This window comes from Neisseria perflava (assembly GCF_002863305.2).
Classification (GTDB): domain Bacteria; phylum Pseudomonadota; class Gammaproteobacteria; order Burkholderiales; family Neisseriaceae; genus Neisseria; species Neisseria perflava_A.
Genome location: NZ_CP136962.1, coordinates 398,133 through 415,708, shown reverse-complemented (window position 1 = coordinate 415,708; position 17,576 = coordinate 398,133). Strand labels below are relative to the sequence as shown.

Below are 17,576 nucleotides of genomic sequence, written 5' to 3'. Positions count from 1 at the left end.
CAATAAAAAAGGCCGTCTGAAAACTTTCCTGTTTTCAGACGGCCTTTTCTATGTTATTTCACTCCCCAATACACCAGTCCCTTATATGGCAACTTAATATTAGGCAACCAAAAATTTTCGCCCTGCCAACCTTTATCTTTATTTCCTACTACTTGATAAAGTGTAAGGAATAAATCATTGGGATATCTTTCTCCTAATTTGCGGTCTTCTTCCGAGAGCATTGTGCCTGTTGATCGAGAAAGATTACGTCCTGTTTTAACCAAAACATAGATTTTAAAAGTTGGACGTTGCGTTTTTAATGCTTCTATGCCGGCAATAAATTTTTCCTTATCCCAGTCATCAGGTACATAATTACCAAGCTTATCTAAAATCAAGAATAGATCTTCTATGTCTATTTGATACAAATCAGATTGCACCTTATCTATCAAAACAGATGGAAGAATACCGTTTATAGCCAACAAGTTATTCTCATTCGGACGAAGTGGAAAGTAATTTACACCACCAACCATTTGATTGATACTATCAGCTTTTAATACATTCTTTCTGGTCGGATTGATGTTTTTCGGGTAAATAACCTGAATATTGCCATCTGATTTTTTTGCCTGCTCAATAATCAGATTGTTGGCCTGATTGAGTTGAACAAAGAAATGATAGACATCAGACGGAATATAAAGCCGTAACAATGATTTATCTCGGTCATATCCAAAAATGCGCGAATGCTGCCAAAAAGTATCTGCATTAGGTTTTTTAGCTGTACGACTGTAATAAACTGTTTGCAGTTTTGGAATAGTCAAGCCACGACCAATCACATTACCACCAATAATGATGTTGAAACCTTTTTCCAAGTCAAAATCTGCTTCTGTCTGCGAATTAACGACAAGGGTACAGATTTGCCTTTTCTCCAAAAGTGTAGTCAATTTTTCGTATATTTCATCAAAGTGATGAATATCGGGCTTGGTCTTTTGCAAATCCAAATAACTTTCTTTAAAGCTGCCTGAAAGATCTTCCCCGTTATTAATTGCTTGCACCAAATCATTCAAAAAGGCTCTGATTTTCTGTGAAAAAGCTTGATGGTCTTGAATTTTATAGCTTGGATGTAGTGCAAAATTGCAGTTAGTTTTATCACATAGCGCGAATTCTGCACAGGTTATTAGAAAACTAAGCAATGCCTGTTTTACCCCTTCAGCAATTTCACCACTCTTGTCTTTCATATCATCCAATTCACTATCAATAAAACGAACGATATAGCTAGGTGGGTCAGAAAAGACAAAGTTGCCACCGATGTATTTTTCGCCTGCTTCAAAGAAGTGGATAAATTCAGGTTGCCAATCGGATGCTTCGTGTTGCAACAAAAGCGATTGAGGTGTGGCAGTCAACTGGATAAACAGGCTTTGACAGCAGGAATTTTTGATGTCATTTAATAGTTTATTGATGGTGCTAGCATCTTTATCGGGCTTATCTGCATTGGTATTTAAACTAGCTGCGTCTGCTTCATCATCCACAATGACCAAAGGATAGCCTTTCAGGCTACTTTGACTGGCAAACAGATTGCGCCAACGTCTCAATACACGGGCATTCTTTTTAATAACGACCAAGATGGGATTTTTTGCTTTCATTACTTCCATAAAACTTCGGTCGTCAACTTCAGACAATACGATAAAGTTTTTCAGATTGGCTTTGGCTCGTTTGACTGTTTGATCCTGTAAATCTACGCTATCGGTGGTGAGGTACAGAAAAACTTTATGATCGCCATCGTCAGCCAACGCGCTTAATACGCCCAAAACCTGCGCCGTTTTGCCACTTTGAACATTGCCTAACAATAAAACATTTTGGGCGATTTTCCGCTCAGTTTGTTTAAATTTTTCCATAAAACCATCAACGGTTTTTCTTACGGAATCAGCCAATTCAGGCGGGGTTAATTGATTCAAGTAGGTTTTTAGCATTTAGTATTTTCCCTTAAATGAGAGTAGCCAGACATTAGGGTTGTCAGTTGAACGAAATTCAAAATGATCGTTGCCGTATTGGTGTAAGGTTTCATGCGTAATTTTCTCGTTATTTTGCAGGCAGCCACGACTTTCCAAGCGACCTTTAATCCATTTGCCAAGTGTCTTCAAATCATTTTCTGAGCGAAAATTTTTAGAATAGTCACCCGATGTCCTACATTGAAATTGCCAACCATCATCGGTAATAACTGTAAAAGACTTCAGAATCGGATAACCTTCTTTTGAAGTGATGTTTTTGGATACAATCAACTCTACTTCATACCAAGGTCTTGGTTTAATAAAACCCCGTTTATCTCGCCTCCCCTCTCCAAAAAATACATTCAAATTACTTTTTTCTTCGGTTTTAGCTGGAATAGAGAAATTATATTTTGACGTTTGGGCAAATAATTGCCGAATCTTTTCTGGTGCAATTTTTTGCACACCCAAACAATTTTCTAAATGGCTGTTATGTTCAATAAATTTACTCGGTCTCTCAACTTCTTGGATATTTTTGCCTAGCTTATGAATGGTGCTTTGAATATTTGCCTGCAAAATCTGTGCAGGCTCACCGTTCAAATGTAACATAGTTTCATAAGTACGTTCCGTGCTATCCCAAAAACACGTTAAGTTCGCAGAGCCAATTAATCCATTAATTTGTTGTTGATTTTTGAAGGCATACATTTTGCCGTGAAATTTTACAAAGGGAGAAATATAGACCGCTCCTCTGTTTTCATGCAGCAAAAATTGGTTCAGTCTACACAAGCTGTCGTATTGCAAACGGCTAAAACCTTCCAAATAATGCATTCCGACCAATAAATCTATTTTTTGAATATGATCATTTAGCTCCAAGATTTTATGTAACTCAACCACTGCGTCATTAGATACATAACCAGTCGCCATCAACACTTCATCCGCTGATTTAAATAAATCCATCCAAACCGCATTAAGTGATTTTTCAGTGATTTTGGCATTGGCGATATTGGAAAAAACTGTATTCATTGTTTTCCCCCTCGAATTTTGCTTAATCGGTCATGAAACAAAATTTCTTTTTCTGCGACCAATTTCTCATGCAAATCTACTTTCTCATAGTTGCCTGAAAAAATCGGTAAAATGCTTTTTGCCAGTTCAACCACTCCTTGAGGCGGGACAGCATTACCAATCTGACGGCGTACTTCGGTTGTTGAGCCGACAAATTCAAAATCATCAGGAAAGCTTTGCAACCTTGCGCGTTCACGGTTAGTAAAGGCACGCGGTTCAGGAAAATGGTAGCCCCAAGTGCCACCACCACCTGCTGCAATAATTGTTTTTGACGGCTCGTCTCGATGCATACGACGATAAACGTGGCTAATCATACCTTTTACATATAAAGGATGATCTTTGGGAATATCGGTAAAATTGCCACCTTCAGGAATTAAGTCCAACATACGGCGTGTTTTATCGCTGATTTTCAGCAATTCATTATTACTGGCATTCTGTGGAATATTAGATATCGCTTGACCAGCAGTTACATATGGTTTTAAACCATTTTCGCCAGTTTCATTATGCGTTGGTTCTGGATGGCGAAAATCAAATCCTGTATCTAAACGTACTCCTACAATCAGCACACGTTCACGAAATTGAGGTACGCCAAATTCTGCAAAGTTATATAGCTTCGCCTGAACGTAATAACCGCAATTTTCAAAATCGGTAATAATTTGCTGGATGGCTTTTTTCTTGTTGGCAGTCAACAAACCTTTTACGTTCTCAGCAACAAAGACTTTTGGTTTTTTTGCATTTACAAAACGTAAAAAGCTTTTATAAAGATTGCCACGCTCACCCTCTAGGCCCGGCTGTTTCCAAATCATGGAAAAATCTTGGCAAGGGAATCCGCCTAAAATGATGTCGCAATCGGGAATAGTTGGATCGTTAGGATCTATTTGTTCAATATCGCCTTCTACAATGACATCGCCAATATTTTTACGGAAACTTTCGCAAGCCCAATGGGAAAAATCGTTCGCCCAAACAGTTTCATAACCAGCTTGGTGAAAACCCAAATCTAAACCTCCACATCCTGAAAATAGAGATAGAATTCTGGGTTTCTTGTCAGATGAATTAAACTTTGAGATTTTTTTAGATGACATAGGATTTCACTCCTATGTATACATTTGATAAAAACCCTTGAAGGGATTTTAATAGAGAACTAGGCAAGGCAAACTTACCATCGTTATTTTGAAATAAAATCATTTTTCTAAAACTTCCATGTAAATTTTTCCTATTATGCCGCAAAAAACAGCAAATGCCGCTGCATTAAACCAGTCATGAATACTTGAAATTATAAATAAAGTATTCATAATCCCAAGGTCGTCTGAAAACGATATCAGTTTTCAGACGACCTTTTCACACTTCAAAAATCCCATAGGGAAAACATCATGGCAAAAGCCCCCAAAACCATCTACCAATGTTCCGAATGCGGCGGCACTTCCCCGAAATGGCAAGGCAAATGCCCGCATTGCGGCGAGTGGAACACGCTTCAGGAAAGCCTTGCCGCGCCCGAGCCGAAAAACGCCCGTTTCCAATCTTGGGCGGCGGACACTTCAACCGTCCAATCCCTCTCCGCCGTTACCGCCACCGAAGTGCCGCGCAACCCGACCGGCATGGGCGAGCTTGACCGCGTATTGGGCGGCGGTTTGGTCGATGGTGCGGTCATCCTGCTTGGTGGCGACCCCGGCATCGGCAAATCCACATTACTGTTGCAAACCATCGCCAAAATGGCGCAAAGCCGCAAAGTGCTGTACGTTTCCGGTGAAGAATCCGCCCAACAAGTCGCCCTGCGCGCGCAGCGTTTGGAACTGCCCACCGAAGGCGTGAACCTGCTTGCCGAAATCCGCATGGAAGCGATTCAGACAGCCTTGAAACAACACCAGCCCGAAGTCGTCGTCATCGACTCCATCCAAACCATGTATTCCGACCAAATCACTTCCGCCCCCGGCTCCGTGTCGCAGGTACGCGAATGTGCCGCCCAACTGACGCGTATGGCGAAACAAATGGGCATCGCCATGATACTGGTCGGACACGTGACCAAAGACGGTGCGATTGCCGGCCCACGCGTGCTGGAACATATGGTCGATACCGTGCTGTATTTCGAGGGCGACCAGCATTCCAACTACCGTATGATACGCGCCATCAAAAACCGTTTCGGCGCGGCAAACGAATTGGGCGTGTTCGCCATGACCGAAAACGGTTTGAAAGGCGTATCCAACCCGTCCGCCATCTTCCTTGCCAGCTACCGCGACGACACACCCGGCTCATGTGTTTTGGTCACGCAGGAAGGCAGTCGCCCGCTTTTAGTCGAAATTCAGGCATTGGTCGATGACGCACACGGTTTTACCCCTAAACGCCTCACCGTCGGCCTCGAACAAAACCGCCTCTCCATGTTGCTCGCCGTCCTCAACCGCCACGGCGGCATTGCCTGCTTCGACCAAGACGTCTTCCTCAACGCCGTCGGCGGCGTCAAAATCGGCGAACCTGCTGCCGACCTCGCCGTTATCCTCGCCATGCTCTCCAGCTTCCGCAACCGCCCTATGCCCGAAAAAACCGTCGTATTCGGCGAAATCGGCTTAAGCGGCGAAGTCCGCCCTGTCGCACGCGGACAAGAGCGGCTCAAAGAAGCGGAAAAACTCGGCTTCAAACGCGCCATCGTTCCTAAAGCCAATATGCCACGCAATGCCAAAGAATTTCCAAACCTGAAAATCTACGGCGTCAGCAGTTTGCAGGAAGCGATTGACGTTTGTCGTGACGGGGATTAAACCGTTTCGATAATCTGATTCAAAAAAACAATCATCTAAAAGGCCGTCTGAAAACTTTCAGACGGCCTCTCTTTAAATTTAAATAATTTTGTTATATTATAACGAACCATTTTATTCTATCTTTTCTACACATCGAAAATCGGAGAGAAATCTTGAAAAAAACTGCTTTGCTTATCGCATCCGCCTTCCTGTTCAGCACTGCCGCACACGCCCATCGCGTTTGGGTTGAAACCGCCCACACACATGGCGGCGAATACCTTGAAGCCGAATTAGGCTATGGCGAATTCCCTGAGCTTGAGCCGATCGCCAAAGACCGCCTGCACATTTTCAGCAAACCCATGCAACTGGTGACTGAAAAAGGCAAAGAAAACATGATTCAAAAAGGCACATACAATTACCAATACCGCAGCAAACTGCCGGTCAAAGACGGCAGCTACTTGGTAACCGCCGAATACCAACCGACTTTCTGGTCAAAAAACAGCGCGGGCTGGAAGCAGGCAAGCATCAAAGAAATGCCTGATGCAAGCTATTGCGAACAAACAAGAATGTTTGGTAAAAACATCGTCAATGTCGGCCACGAAAGCGCAGATACCTCCATCATCACCAAACAAGTCGGCCAACATTTGGAAATCGTTCCTTTAGACAACCCTGCCAACGTCCACGTCGGCGAACGCTTCAAAGTCCGCGTCCTCTTCAATGGCGAGCCGCTGCCTAACGCCACCGTTACCGCCACATTTGACGGCTTCGACACCAGCGACCGCAGCAAAACCCATAAAACCGAAGCCCAAGCCTTCTCCGATACTACCGATGACAAAGGCGAAGTCAGCATCATTCCATTGCGCCAAGGTTTCTGGAAAGCCAGCGTAGAACACAAAGCCGATTTCCCCGATCAAAGCGTGTGCCAAAAACAGGCGAACTACACCACTTTGACTTTCCAAATCGGCCATTCACATCATTGATTTTTCCATAACAAAAGGCCGTCTGAATAGTTCAGACGGCCTTTATTCATCCTATTTAAGGACGATGCGGCGCAAACTGCCATTGTCCCAATTCCAAATTCAAATCAAACAGATTCAGACGGCCTATTGCCACACGGACCAAGCGTAAACACGGAAAGCCTGCTTTCGCCGTCATCCTTCGCACTTGGCGGTTTTTCCCTTCCGAAATTTTGATTTCCACCCAAAAATCAGGTACGGATTTGCGCATGCGAATCGGCGGCACGCGCGGCCATAAAACATCCGCTTCTCCTTCTTCCAATACCCTGACCTCGGCCGGACGGGTGACAAAATCGCCCAAATCTACGCCACGGCGCAACAAATCCAATTTGGCTTCATTAGGAGAACCCTCCACCTGCGCCCAATAAGTTTTAACCTGCTTGAATTTCGGGTCGGCAATCTGCGCCTGCAAACGGCCATTATTGGTCAGCAGCAGCAAACCCTCGCTGTCCGTATCCAAACGACCGGCCGGATAAAATCCCGGTTTCTCGACAAAATCCTTAAGGCACTGATGTTTTTCATGTGCAGAAAACTGGCAAATCACGCCATAAGGCTTGTTTAGGATAATCAAATCGTTCATTTCACACTTCAGACGGCCTTAGATTCCAAGAAATTCCGGATAATAAAAAAGACACCGTATAAACGGTGTCTTTCATATTTGGCGGAGTAAGAGGGATTCGAACCCTCGATGCAGGTTGACCCCACATGCTTCCTTAGCAGGGAAGTGCCTTCAGCCTCTCAGCCATTACTCCTAAGGAAGACCGCAATATACGCCCTCTGCCCTCCTTCGTCAAGCATTAGCGCCCCAAACTTTCTTAACACCATGAAATCATTTAAATAAAAATATAATATTTTTTGCATCATCCTATTTTTATACGGCTTTCATATATGTTAAAATGATTTTGTTTTCTGTAAACCTTTTTTCACACCCCTTATTATAAAGGAGTCCGTATGTTACGTTTTTCTGCTTTGGTTGCCGTATCCGCCCTGATGCTTGCCGCTTGCTCACAATCCGGCAATTCCCAACCATCTGCTTCCTCCTCTCAAACTTCTACTCAAAAAACAACTGCCGCCGGTTCTGCCTGCCGCAGCATGGGTGAAGGCCATAAAGTCAATGGCAAAGGTCAAAACGATATTTATATGTGTAAAGTCGATGTAGCCTTGAACTCTGCCGAAGCCAAATCCGCTTTGGATCCCAGCATCCGCGTTCACTACGGCAGCACATCCGGCGCGACTTTGACTTCCCGTCAAATCTCCAACTCAGTCGGCAAAACCCCTGATGAAACCTGCCAACGCGCATTCCTGAGCGCGGTTAAACGCTTCCAAAGCACTGCGCATCGCAAAAAAGCCAAATCCGTTCATCTGGTTAGCTACTTTGACAAAGTAACCAAAGGCGGTAACGAGTACGAATGCCACATCGCTACATTCAACAGCCGTGTGGTTTTGAAAGGCAGCTTCCACTAAGCAATGTCAAAAATGCCGGACTTCAAGATGAAGTTTGGCATTTTTCTATTTTATGGATACGACAACCCTTCACTGCCTGCTGGCCGATCCGTCTTTTGCCGCCTGCTACGACCATGCTTCTCTAAACGCAGCCGATTCACAACGTTTGGCCGCCACGCCGCAACTGGCGCAGCGTCAGGACTGGCAAGTCAGCCGAGCGTTAAAACAGCAAACCGATTTACCGACTGTATCACTGAGCCACAGCCAAGGCTTTGCCGCTTTATTGTGTGCGCCTCAGCCCTTAACAGCCGGTGTCGATATCGAATTTATCCGCCCGCGTGATTTCAAAGCGCTGTCAGCTTTGGTCTGCTCGCAGGAAGAACAAGACTTTTTGGAAACAGCAAACTGGCCGTCTGAAACGTTTTACCGATTGTGGTGTTTTAAAGAAGCCTTGATTAAAGCGGCGAATTTGGATTTCCCGTCAGACATGAAATTGGTCGGCTATGTTTTCGATTCAGGACAACCCGTCGGTTTACGCGCCGGAAAGCAAACCGATTGGCGTGGCACAAGCGCGATTTTGGCGGATACGATGGCACTTGCCTGCGTTTGGCAGGGAAAAGCCCCCGCTCTGCAATGGCAGTTTTTCGGTTCGCTCAAGCCCAATGATTTAACCAACTGGCAAACCATCTAATAACTGACAAAATAATAATAATCTGATTTAATTTACTGTACTTTTACTGATTCCACACACCAACAGCAGCATTTGCAAAAGGCCGTCTGAACGATGAATCTTCGCCTCCTAAACCGCCTCTATACTGCCCTTATCCTGTTTCTTACCCTGTTTTTGGTTTATGCCTTTGCTTCACAAGCGCGCATTCAAACCGATTTGACCGCGTTGTTGCCGAGCGAGCAGCAACCCGATGCCTTACTGACGGCTGCGGATAAAGCCGCAGAAACTCAGCTCAATTCGCAAGTTATTTTACTTGCCGGCAGTACCGATGCCGAAACTGCTTTTCAGACGGCCTCACAAATTGCCAACGCATGGCGCAAGAGCGGCGTATTTGAACAAGTCGACAGCAGCATGACGCCGAATTTGGACAAAGTGCGGGCGGATATGCAGAAACTGGGCTTGGCAGTTTTGCCGCAAGACGAAATCCGCCTGCTGTTTGAGCAGCCGCAAGCCTATTTTCAAGCGCGCGCAGAAGCCGCGGCCAATCCGTTTGCCGCCCCCTCCCCTTTGTCTTTAGAACAAGACTGGCTGGGCTTCGGACGCTTTGTTGCCGACAAAGCCAATCCGCAAAGCCGTTTGCAGTGGGACATGGACAATGGCATGCTGTTTGCCGAAGACCAAGGCAAAACTTGGGTATTTTTACGCGGACGGATCGCCGGCGGCGATCAATTTTCCGGCAACGATGCCCTCTTGCCGCTGATGGCGCAAAGCCGTCAAATCGCTTCGGAAAACGGCGCGGAAACCTTAAGCGCAGGCGGCGCATTGTTCGCCGCCGTATCCAAAGCAGCCGCAGAAAAAGAAAGCCGGCTGATGAGCATGGTCGGGCTTGGACTGACCTTTGCACTGCTGTTGTGGGTCTTCCGCAGCGGTCGCGTATTTTTGCTGTCCTTGCCGCTGGCAGCCGGTATGTTAACCGGCTTGGCAGTTGCGTTATTAACCTTCGGCGAAGTGCATATCCTGACTATCGTCATCGGCACCAGCTTGGTGGGTATGTTGGTGGATTTCCCGTTGCACTGGCTTGCTCCTTCGGTATTCGGGCCGTCTGAAAAGACCGTTTGGCAGGCCGAATCAGCAATAAAACATGTCTTGCCAAGCTTTGCCGTCAGCCTGACGATTACCGTCTTGGGCTACGCGCTGCTGTGGTTCACCCCTTTGCCTGTACTGCGCCAAACCGCCGTATTTTCAGGCTTTGCCTTATTTGGTGCGTTTGGTGCCACCGTTTTATGGCTGCCGCCGCTGTTTCGCCGCTATCGTGCCAAAACCGTGCCTTTTGCCGCATTAACCGAAAAGCTCTATTCCTTGTCAGGCCGTCTGAAAAACCGCCTGCACAAACGCGGCTGGTTAATCGTGGGCGGAATTTTGCTGGCAGTCGGACTGTGGCGCAGCGACTGGCGTGACGACATCCGTCAATGGGTCAATATGCCGACCGCGATGTTGACAGAAGTACAACAAATCGGCCGGTTGAGCGGCACGGATTTTGGCGGCAAATATTTGGTGGCCGAAGCGCAAAGCGAAGATGCCCTGTTGAAGAAAACCGCCGAACTCGGCCACGCCCTGCAGCCCTTAATCGCGCAAGGCAAACTTTCCGGCATCCAATCGCCCGACCAATTCATCCTGCCGACAACGGAGCAGCAAAAACTGCAAAACCGCCTGCGCGAATTGACCAAGTTGCCTGATAGCTGGAAACCGCTTACCGAAATCGGTATTCCGCGCAAAACTGTGCGCGATGCCCTGCTTCAAGCCGCCGATACGCAACCATTGTCGCTTTCGGACGGCCTGAATACCAATTTGGCAGAAGCTTGGCGTTCCTTGTATTTGGGCGAAGTGGAAGCAGGCCGTTTTGCTGCCGTCGTGCGTTTGAACGGCATGACCGATGAAGCCGCCGTACGCGCCGCAGTGCAACACGTCTCCGGCGTACATTGGGCAGACAAACGCGCCCACTTAAACGAGCTTTTCCACCACACGCGCAATCAGGCCGCATGGTTGAAACTGGCTTCCTATGCCTTGGCATGGCTGCTTTTATGGAAAATGTTCGGTTTCAAACGCGGCAGCAAAATCCTTGCCGTGCCGCTGGCCGCGGCCATCTGCACCGTTGCCGTACTCGGTTTGGCCGGCATTCCCGTCAGCCTGTTTGCCATGTTCGGCCTGCTTTTAGTATCCGCCATCGGCGTGGACTATGCCGTCTATGCCGCCACCGCACACCACAGCGCGCCGGCAAAATTAGGCGGCATGCTGCTTGCCGCCGCGACGACTGCCATTTCCTTTGCCCTGCTCGCCATCAGCAGCACGCCCGCCGTTGCCGCGTTCGGCATGACGGTTACCATCGGCGTAGCTTTCAATATTTGGCTGGCAGGCACATTGTTGAAAAATTAGACAAAAAATAAAGACGATTGAAATTGAAGCGATATTTTGTTTCAACTTCTATCGTCACGTTGTAAGAGGCCGTCTGAAAAACTTCAGACGCTGGTTTAAACATTATTTATCATTAAAATCAAAGGTATTTTCAAATGTCCGTAGAATTTGACGTTGCCGTTATCGGCGCAGGCCCTTCAGGTTCGGTTGCTTCTGCTTTGCTGAACAAACAAGGCTTTAAAGTTTGCGTATTGGAAAAACAACATTTCCCGCGCTTTGTCATCGGCGAAAGCCTGTTGCCGCATTGCATGGAAATGTTGGAAGAAGCCGGTTTTGCCGACGCAGTGCATGCCGAGCCCAGCTTTCAATTTAAAGACGGTGCTGCGTTTTCATGGGGCAGCCGTTACACAGATTTCAACTTTACTGAAAAATTTTCAGACGGCCCCGGCACTATTTATCAAGTGCGCCGCGGCATCTTCGACAAAATCCTGATTGATGAAGCGGCAAAACAAGGTGTCGATGTCCGCTTCGGACATGGCGTAACCGCGTTTGACAACAGTGGCGATATGGCACGTTTGAGCGTTGCAACCGATACAGGCGAAAACTATGAACTGACTGCCAAATTCGTTTTGGATGCCAGCGGTTACGGCCGTGTCCTGCCCCGCCTTTTAGATTTGGAAAGCCCGTCCGAGCTGCCTCCGCGCCAAGCCCACTTCACGCATATTGACGACAACATCACCAGCCCGAAATTCGACCGCAACAAAATCCTGATCAACACGCATCCTGAACATCGCGATGTCTGGATTTGGCTGATTCCTTTCGGCGACAACCGCTGCTCCATCGGCGTTGTCGGCACGCCCGACAAACTGGTCGGCGAATCAGAAGCCGTGTTGAAAAAATTTGTGTACGAATGCCCGATGCTGGCGGAAATTTTGGATAAAGCCGTTTGGGAAAACGACTTTCCGTTCCGCTCTATCCAAGGCTACTCTGCCAACGTAAAAACCTTATACGGCAAACATTTCGCACTTTTGGGCAACGCCGCCGAATTCCTCGACCCAGTCTTCTCCTCCGGCGTGACCATTGCCCTGCACTCTGCCAAACTGGCTGCCGATTTGTTGGGCAAACAGCTCAAAGGCGAAGCCGTCGATTGGCAAACCGAATTTGCCGACCAACTGATGATCGGCGTGAACGCGTTCCGTACTTATGTAAACGGTTGGTACGATTTCCGCTTCCAAAATGCCATCTACGCGCCTAACCGCAGTCCTGAAATCAGCCGTATGATTTCGTCTATTCTGGCAGGCTACGCTTGGGACACGAACAATCCATTCGTGGAAAAATCCGAGCAACGCTTGTCCACACTTGCCGCATTGGTGGGCGATTTGAAGGTAGAATAAGGACGAATGCCTTTCAGACGACCTAGACTGAAAACAGAACAGGCCGTCTGAAACTTCATCCACACCATTAAATATTTTGACCGATAGATAAAACCTTATGCGATTTATCCCTTTGCTTGCCGCACTGCTGCTTTCCGCATGCGCGACCTCGCTCCCCCATCCGCAAACGCTGCCGCCGCTTTCCAAAGAAGGCCAATGGTTCAAACTTGAGCAGACCAATGCGGCGGGGCAAACCGTTCAAACCAATCTCTTGGCAGTCGAACCTCATTCAGACGGCATTCGCTTTGTCCAAACCGATGCACTGGGGGCACCGGTATCTCGTCAATCGGTCAACACCAAAGGCTGGAAAAATGACGGCTTTGTGATGCCCAATGCCTCTTCGCGCCGACTGTTTGCCGCCTTGTTGCCGCTTTTGGCCGCCGAACACGCCGCCACGCTTTACCCTGAAGCACGCCAACAAAACGCCTCCCATCAAGGCTTCTGCCCTGACGGCAAAGGTGCGGTGTTCAGCTACCGCGAGCGTGATTTGTGGTGTGTCGCCCACCATTCCGAACAATTCCTCATCGGCTTCCCCGACCAAACTTTCTGGACGGTCAGCCCGATTGCAGAAGACTAATTCATGAATACTCCTGTTTATCTCAGCCGTCCGGCACTGACCAGCGCATTGGGCAGCGGCTTGCAAGTTCATGCCGATTCCTTACTCACGCCGTCTGAAAACACACCCCTGACTTTTTCAGACCAATGGGTAAAAGGCAAAACGCATGCTTTTGGTGCAGTCAAAGAAACCCTGATGCCTCTGCCCGATAGCATTCCTGAAGCGCATCGCAGCCGCAACAACCAGCTTATCCTGCACGCGCTTTCGCAAATAGACGGACTGATTCAGACGGCCATTGCCCGTTACGGCAAAGAAAGGGTTGCTGTCGTTACCGGTACGTCCACCAGTGGCGCAGATGAAAATATCCCTTTGTTCCAACACGTTGTCCAAGGTGGTGAGTGGACGGATGTTTCGTTCAAACAGCTGCAACACACCATGGCTTCGCCCTCCGAATTTATTGCCCAAGTTTACGGTCTGGACGGCTTGCGCTATACCGTCTCCACCGCCTGCACTTCCGGCGCACGCGCCCTTATCAGCGCAGCCCGGCTGCTTCGTGCCGGATTGTGTGATGCCGTGATTTGCGGCGGCGCGGATACGCTTTCACCGCTGACGATTAATGGTTTTGCCTCTTTGGAAGTGCTTTCAGACGGCATCGCCAAGCCTTTTTCCGCCAACCGCAACGGCATTAATATCGGTGAAGCGGCCGCATTTTTCGTGATGACGCGTGATGCGGATTTTGACGGCGAAATGCAGTTGCTCGGCTACGGCGCAAGCAGCGATGCTTACCATATGTCTTCGCCCCGCCCCGATGGTTTGGGTGCAGCCCAATCTTTTCAGGCTGCTTTGGATAAAGCCGGCTTGAAAGCGGAAGAGATCGGCTGGATCAATCTGCACGGCACCGGCACGCAGCACAACGACAGCATGGAAAGCCGAGCCGTTGCCGAAGTGTTTGGCAGCCACACCCTTTGCACGTCAACCAAGCCGTCTACCGGTCATACCTTGGGTGCAGCCGGTGCGATTGAAGCCGCATTTGCTTGGTTGATGGTCAACCGCCAATACAATCCGGAAGGCAAACTGCCGCCGCAACAATGGGACAACGTACCCGATTCCGAGCTGCCCAACATCGCTTTGACCGACGAAAACAGCCGCTGGCCGTCTGAAAAACGCATTGCCGCCAGCTCATCATTTGCCTTCGGCGGCAGCAATGCTGTTTTGATTATCGGATAAGTCCTTATATTTAGGCTGTCTTTTCAGACGGCCTTTTTCTTTTCCGCAACTTAAAAAACAATAACATCAAAACAACAACCAAATCCGCCGAAATATGCCATAATAGGCTTAGCACGTTTCTTCTCGCGATGTGCCCGAAAAGAAAAACTTAACCTACATAGAGAATAATCCCATGACTAAATCCACCATTATCTATACCTACACCGACGAAGCTCCTGCATTGGCCACTCAATCCCTGTTGCCAATCGTGCAGGCGTTTACCCGCCATGCCGATATTGATGTCAAAACCAGCGACATCTCTCTCTCCGGCCGTATTTTGGCGGCGTTTCCCGAATACCTGACCGAAGCGCAACGCGTACCTGATGCGCTTGCCGAATTGGGCGAACTGGTGAAACAACCCGATGCAAACGTGATCAAACTGCCGAACATCAGCGCATCCGTACCTCAACTGACGGCCGCGATTAAAGAATTGCAGTCTAAAGGCTTTGCCGTTCCCGACTATCCTGCCGACCCTCAAACCGATGAAGAAAAAGCCGTACGCGAACGCTACGACCGCATCAAAGGCAGCGCGGTAAACCCTGTCCTGCGTGAAGGCAACTCTGACCGCCGCGCGCCTAAAGCAGTGAAAAACTTTGCGAAAAAACATCCGCACAGCATGGGCGCATGGACCAAAGATTCCAAAACCCACGTTGCCACCATGCAAAGCGGCGACTTTTTCCATAACGAACAATCCGTTACCGTACCTGAAGCGACTTCCGTATCCATCGTGTTCACCGACAAACAAGGCAACAAAAAAGAGCTGCGCGAGCCTGTTGCCCTGAAAGCCGGCGAAATCATCGACGCGACCGTAATGAGCAAAAAAGCCCTGCTCGCCTTCCTTGCCGAACAAGTGAAAGACGCAAAAGCTAAAGGCGTATTGTTCTCGCTGCACATGAAAGCCACCATGATGAAAGTGTCCGACCCGATTATCTTCGGACACGCCGTCAAAGTATTCTTCGCGCCTGTTTTTGAAAAATTTGGCGACAAACTGGCTGCCGCAGGCGTCAACGTCAACAACGGCTTCGGCAACCTGCTTGCCAATCTGGACAAACTGGATGCTGACACCCGCGCCGCCGTTGAAGCTGAAATCGCTGCCGTTTACGCTGCCAACCCTGATTTGGCCATGGTTGATTCCGACAAAGGCATTACCAACCTGCACGTTCCTAGCGATGTCATCGTCGATGCTTCTATGCCTGCGATGATTCGTAACTCCGGCCGTATGTGGGACAAAGACGGCAAAGCACAAGACACCAAAGCCGTCATTCCAGACAGCAGCTACGCCGGTGTTTACCAAGCAACCATCGATTTCTGCCGCGAACACGGCGCATTTGACCCGACAACCATGGGTACCGTTCCTAACGTCGGTCTGATGGCGCAAGCAGCCGAAGAATACGGTTCACACAACAAAACCTTCGAAATCGAAGCTGACGGCCAAGTCCAAGTCATCGATGCAGCAGGTAATGTCCTGATGCAACACGACGTTGAAGCCGGCGACATCTGGCGTATGTGCCAAACCAAAGACGCTCCGGTTAAAGACTGGGTACAACTCGCTGTTAACCGCGCCCGTCTGAGCAACACGCCAGCCGTATTCTGGCTCGACGAAAACCGTCCGCACGACAAGAGCCTGCTCGCCAAGGTTAAAGCTTACCTTGCCGAACTGGATACCAACGGCCTCGACATCCGCGTCCTCGCTCCTGAAGAAGCTGCTAAATTCAGCTTGGGTCGTCTGAAAAACGGCGAAGACACCATCTCCGTAACCGGTAACGTCCTGCGCGACTACCTGACCGACTTGTTCCCAATTTTGGAACTGGGTACCAGCGCGAAAATGCTATCTATCGTTCCATTGATGAATGGCGGCGGTATGTTTGAAACCGGCGCGGGCGGTTCTGCACCGAAACATGTTCAACAATTCCTCGAAGAAAACCACTTACGTTGGGACTCTTTAGGCGAATTCCTCGCACTCGCCGTATCGTTTGAACATCTGGCGCAAAAAACCGGCAACGCCAAAGCCCAAGTCCTCGCCGACACTTTGGATGCAGCCACCGAAAAACTGCTGTTGAACGACAAATCGCCTAAACGCAAAGCTGGCGAACTCGACAACCGCGGCAGCCATTTCTACCTCACCCTCTACTGGGCGCAAGAATTGGCAGCGCAAGACAAAGATGCCGAACTGAAAGCCGTATTTGCGCCGTTGGCAGCCGCTTTGACTGCCGACGAAGCCAAAATCGTTGAAGAACTCTCTGCCGTACAAGGCAAAGCGGTCGACATCGGCGGCTACTACGCAGCCAATCCTGAAAAAGCCGCACAAGCGATGCGTCCAAGCGCAACCTTTAATCAGGCCTTGTCAGCCTTATAATTAAAGCAATAAAAGGCCGTCTGAACTTTCAGACGGCCTCAACCTTATGGAAACACAATGAAAAAAACCATTCTTTCTCTTACTCTCCTCATCAGCACTCCGGCTTTGTGGGCATTTTCCCCTGCCGAATTGGCACAAACCCTGCAAAAACCGCAAAACGTGCAAGGCAATTTTGTCCAACAACGCCAGCTCAAATCCCTCAGCAAACCCATGACCACCAGCGGCAGCTTTACCCTTGTCCCACAAAAAGGCCTGCTCTGGAAAATGCAAAAACCATTTGAAACCACCCTGCGCGTGCGTTCAGACGGCATCATGCAATGGAACGGCAGCCAATGGGTCAACCCAAATGCCAGCAAACTCAACGGCCAAAGCCGCCAAATCAAACTCTTCCTCGACCTTTTGGGCGGCAATACCCAAGGTTTGGAAAAACAATTTGATTTGAAATTAAACGGCAACGAGAAAAAATGGACGTTGACCCTGACTCCGAAAACCGCCATTACCCGCCAAATCTTCAACCGTATCGAAATCAACGGCGATACGCTGGTGCGTAAAATCGAATTGGACGAAAAGCAAGGCGACAAAACCATCATGCAGTTCAACCAAATCCAAACCGATAAAGCTCTGGATAGCTTCAGCCGTACCGCCCTCTAAATTGTCTATCCCAACAAAAGGCCGTCT

Annotated in this window: 14 protein-coding genes and 1 tRNA gene; 10 read left to right on the top strand and 5 right to left on the bottom strand. The window is 48.5% G+C overall.

Translation table 11 applies throughout. The annotated features are described in order from the left end of the window. Positions 1-53: 53 nt before the first annotated feature. Genes CYJ98_RS01865 through CYJ98_RS01855 form a run of 3 tightly spaced genes read right to left on the bottom strand, consistent with a single transcriptional unit; the run spans position 54 to position 4,102 of the window. Complete coding sequence (locus tag CYJ98_RS01865; protein ID WP_101755055.1) at positions 54-1,943, bottom strand: Z1 domain-containing protein; 1,890 nt, start codon at positions 1,941-1,943, stop codon at positions 54-56. Next, positions 1,944-2,981, bottom strand: coding sequence for a restriction endonuclease PLD domain-containing protein (locus CYJ98_RS01860; protein WP_101755054.1), 1,038 nt, complete (start codon positions 2,979-2,981; stop codon positions 1,944-1,946). Further along, complete coding sequence (locus CYJ98_RS01855; protein WP_101755053.1) at positions 2,978-4,102, bottom strand: DNA cytosine methyltransferase; 1,125 nt, start codon at positions 4,100-4,102, stop codon at positions 2,978-2,980. The genes CYJ98_RS01860 and CYJ98_RS01855 overlap by 4 nt, the downstream gene beginning before the upstream one ends. A 288-nt stretch (positions 4,103-4,390) precedes the next feature. Here CYJ98_RS01855 and radA point away from each other — a divergent pair, with 288 nt between their 5' ends. Together radA and CYJ98_RS01845 are read left to right on the top strand one after the other, a co-directional pair. Then, positions 4,391-5,767: a DNA repair protein RadA gene (radA, locus tag CYJ98_RS01850; protein WP_070765374.1), complete on the top strand. Its 1,377-nt coding sequence runs from the start codon at positions 4,391-4,393 to the stop codon at positions 5,765-5,767. A gap of 152 nt (positions 5,768-5,919) precedes the next feature. After that, positions 5,920-6,726: a DUF4198 domain-containing protein gene (locus CYJ98_RS01845; protein ID WP_049348317.1), complete on the top strand. Its 807-nt coding sequence runs from the start codon at positions 5,920-5,922 to the stop codon at positions 6,724-6,726. Between the two features lie 55 nt (positions 6,727-6,781). On the opposite strand, the gene CYJ98_RS01840 is transcribed toward CYJ98_RS01845, so the two are convergent. Together CYJ98_RS01840 and CYJ98_RS01835 are read right to left on the bottom strand one after the other, a co-directional pair. Further along, complete coding sequence (locus CYJ98_RS01840) at positions 6,782-7,342, bottom strand: pseudouridine synthase (RefSeq protein ID WP_036490370.1); 561 nt, start codon at positions 7,340-7,342, stop codon at positions 6,782-6,784. 79 nt (positions 7,343-7,421) lie between these two features. Next, positions 7,422-7,514 (bottom strand) — tRNA-Ser (locus CYJ98_RS01835). 199 nt (positions 7,515-7,713) lie between these two features. Here CYJ98_RS01835 and CYJ98_RS01830 point away from each other — a divergent pair. The 8 genes from CYJ98_RS01830 (at position 7,714) to CYJ98_RS01795 (ending at position 17,549) form a co-directional block, all read left to right on the top strand. Then, a complete protein-coding gene (locus tag CYJ98_RS01830; RefSeq protein WP_003747350.1) occupies positions 7,714-8,226 on the top strand; it encodes a hypothetical protein in 513 nt (170 codons plus the stop codon). A 52-nt stretch (positions 8,227-8,278) separates the two neighbouring features. After that, entirely contained in the window at positions 8,279-8,896 is a 618-nt protein-coding gene (locus tag CYJ98_RS01825) for a 4'-phosphopantetheinyl transferase family protein (RefSeq protein ID WP_036490366.1), read from the top strand. A gap of 93 nt (positions 8,897-8,989) precedes the next feature. Then, positions 8,990-11,308, top strand: a complete 2,319-nt coding sequence (locus tag CYJ98_RS01820; protein ID WP_036490364.1) for an MMPL family transporter — start codon at positions 8,990-8,992, stop codon at positions 11,306-11,308. 134 nt (positions 11,309-11,442) lie between these two features. Next, positions 11,443-12,681, top strand: a complete 1,239-nt coding sequence (locus CYJ98_RS01815; RefSeq protein ID WP_070461618.1) for an NAD(P)/FAD-dependent oxidoreductase — start codon at positions 11,443-11,445, stop codon at positions 12,679-12,681. A gap of 97 nt (positions 12,682-12,778) precedes the next feature. Continuing rightward, complete coding sequence (locus CYJ98_RS01810) at positions 12,779-13,297, top strand: hypothetical protein (RefSeq protein WP_101755052.1); 519 nt, start codon at positions 12,779-12,781, stop codon at positions 13,295-13,297. 3 nt (positions 13,298-13,300) lie between these two features. Next, positions 13,301-14,503 (top strand): beta-ketoacyl-ACP synthase, encoded by a 1,203-nt coding sequence (locus tag CYJ98_RS01805; RefSeq protein ID WP_101755051.1) that lies wholly within the window; start codon positions 13,301-13,303, stop codon positions 14,501-14,503. Positions 14,504-14,675: 172 nt separating this feature from the next. Then, the gene (locus CYJ98_RS01800; protein WP_101755050.1) at positions 14,676-16,898 is read left to right on the top strand and encodes an NADP-dependent isocitrate dehydrogenase; all 2,223 of its coding nucleotides are present in this window, start codon (positions 14,676-14,678) and stop codon (positions 16,896-16,898) included. Positions 16,899-16,955: 57 nt separating this feature from the next. Next, positions 16,956-17,549, top strand: coding sequence for a LolA family protein (locus CYJ98_RS01795; RefSeq protein WP_101755049.1), 594 nt, complete (start codon positions 16,956-16,958; stop codon positions 17,547-17,549). The last annotated feature ends 27 nt before the right edge of the window (positions 17,550-17,576 follow it).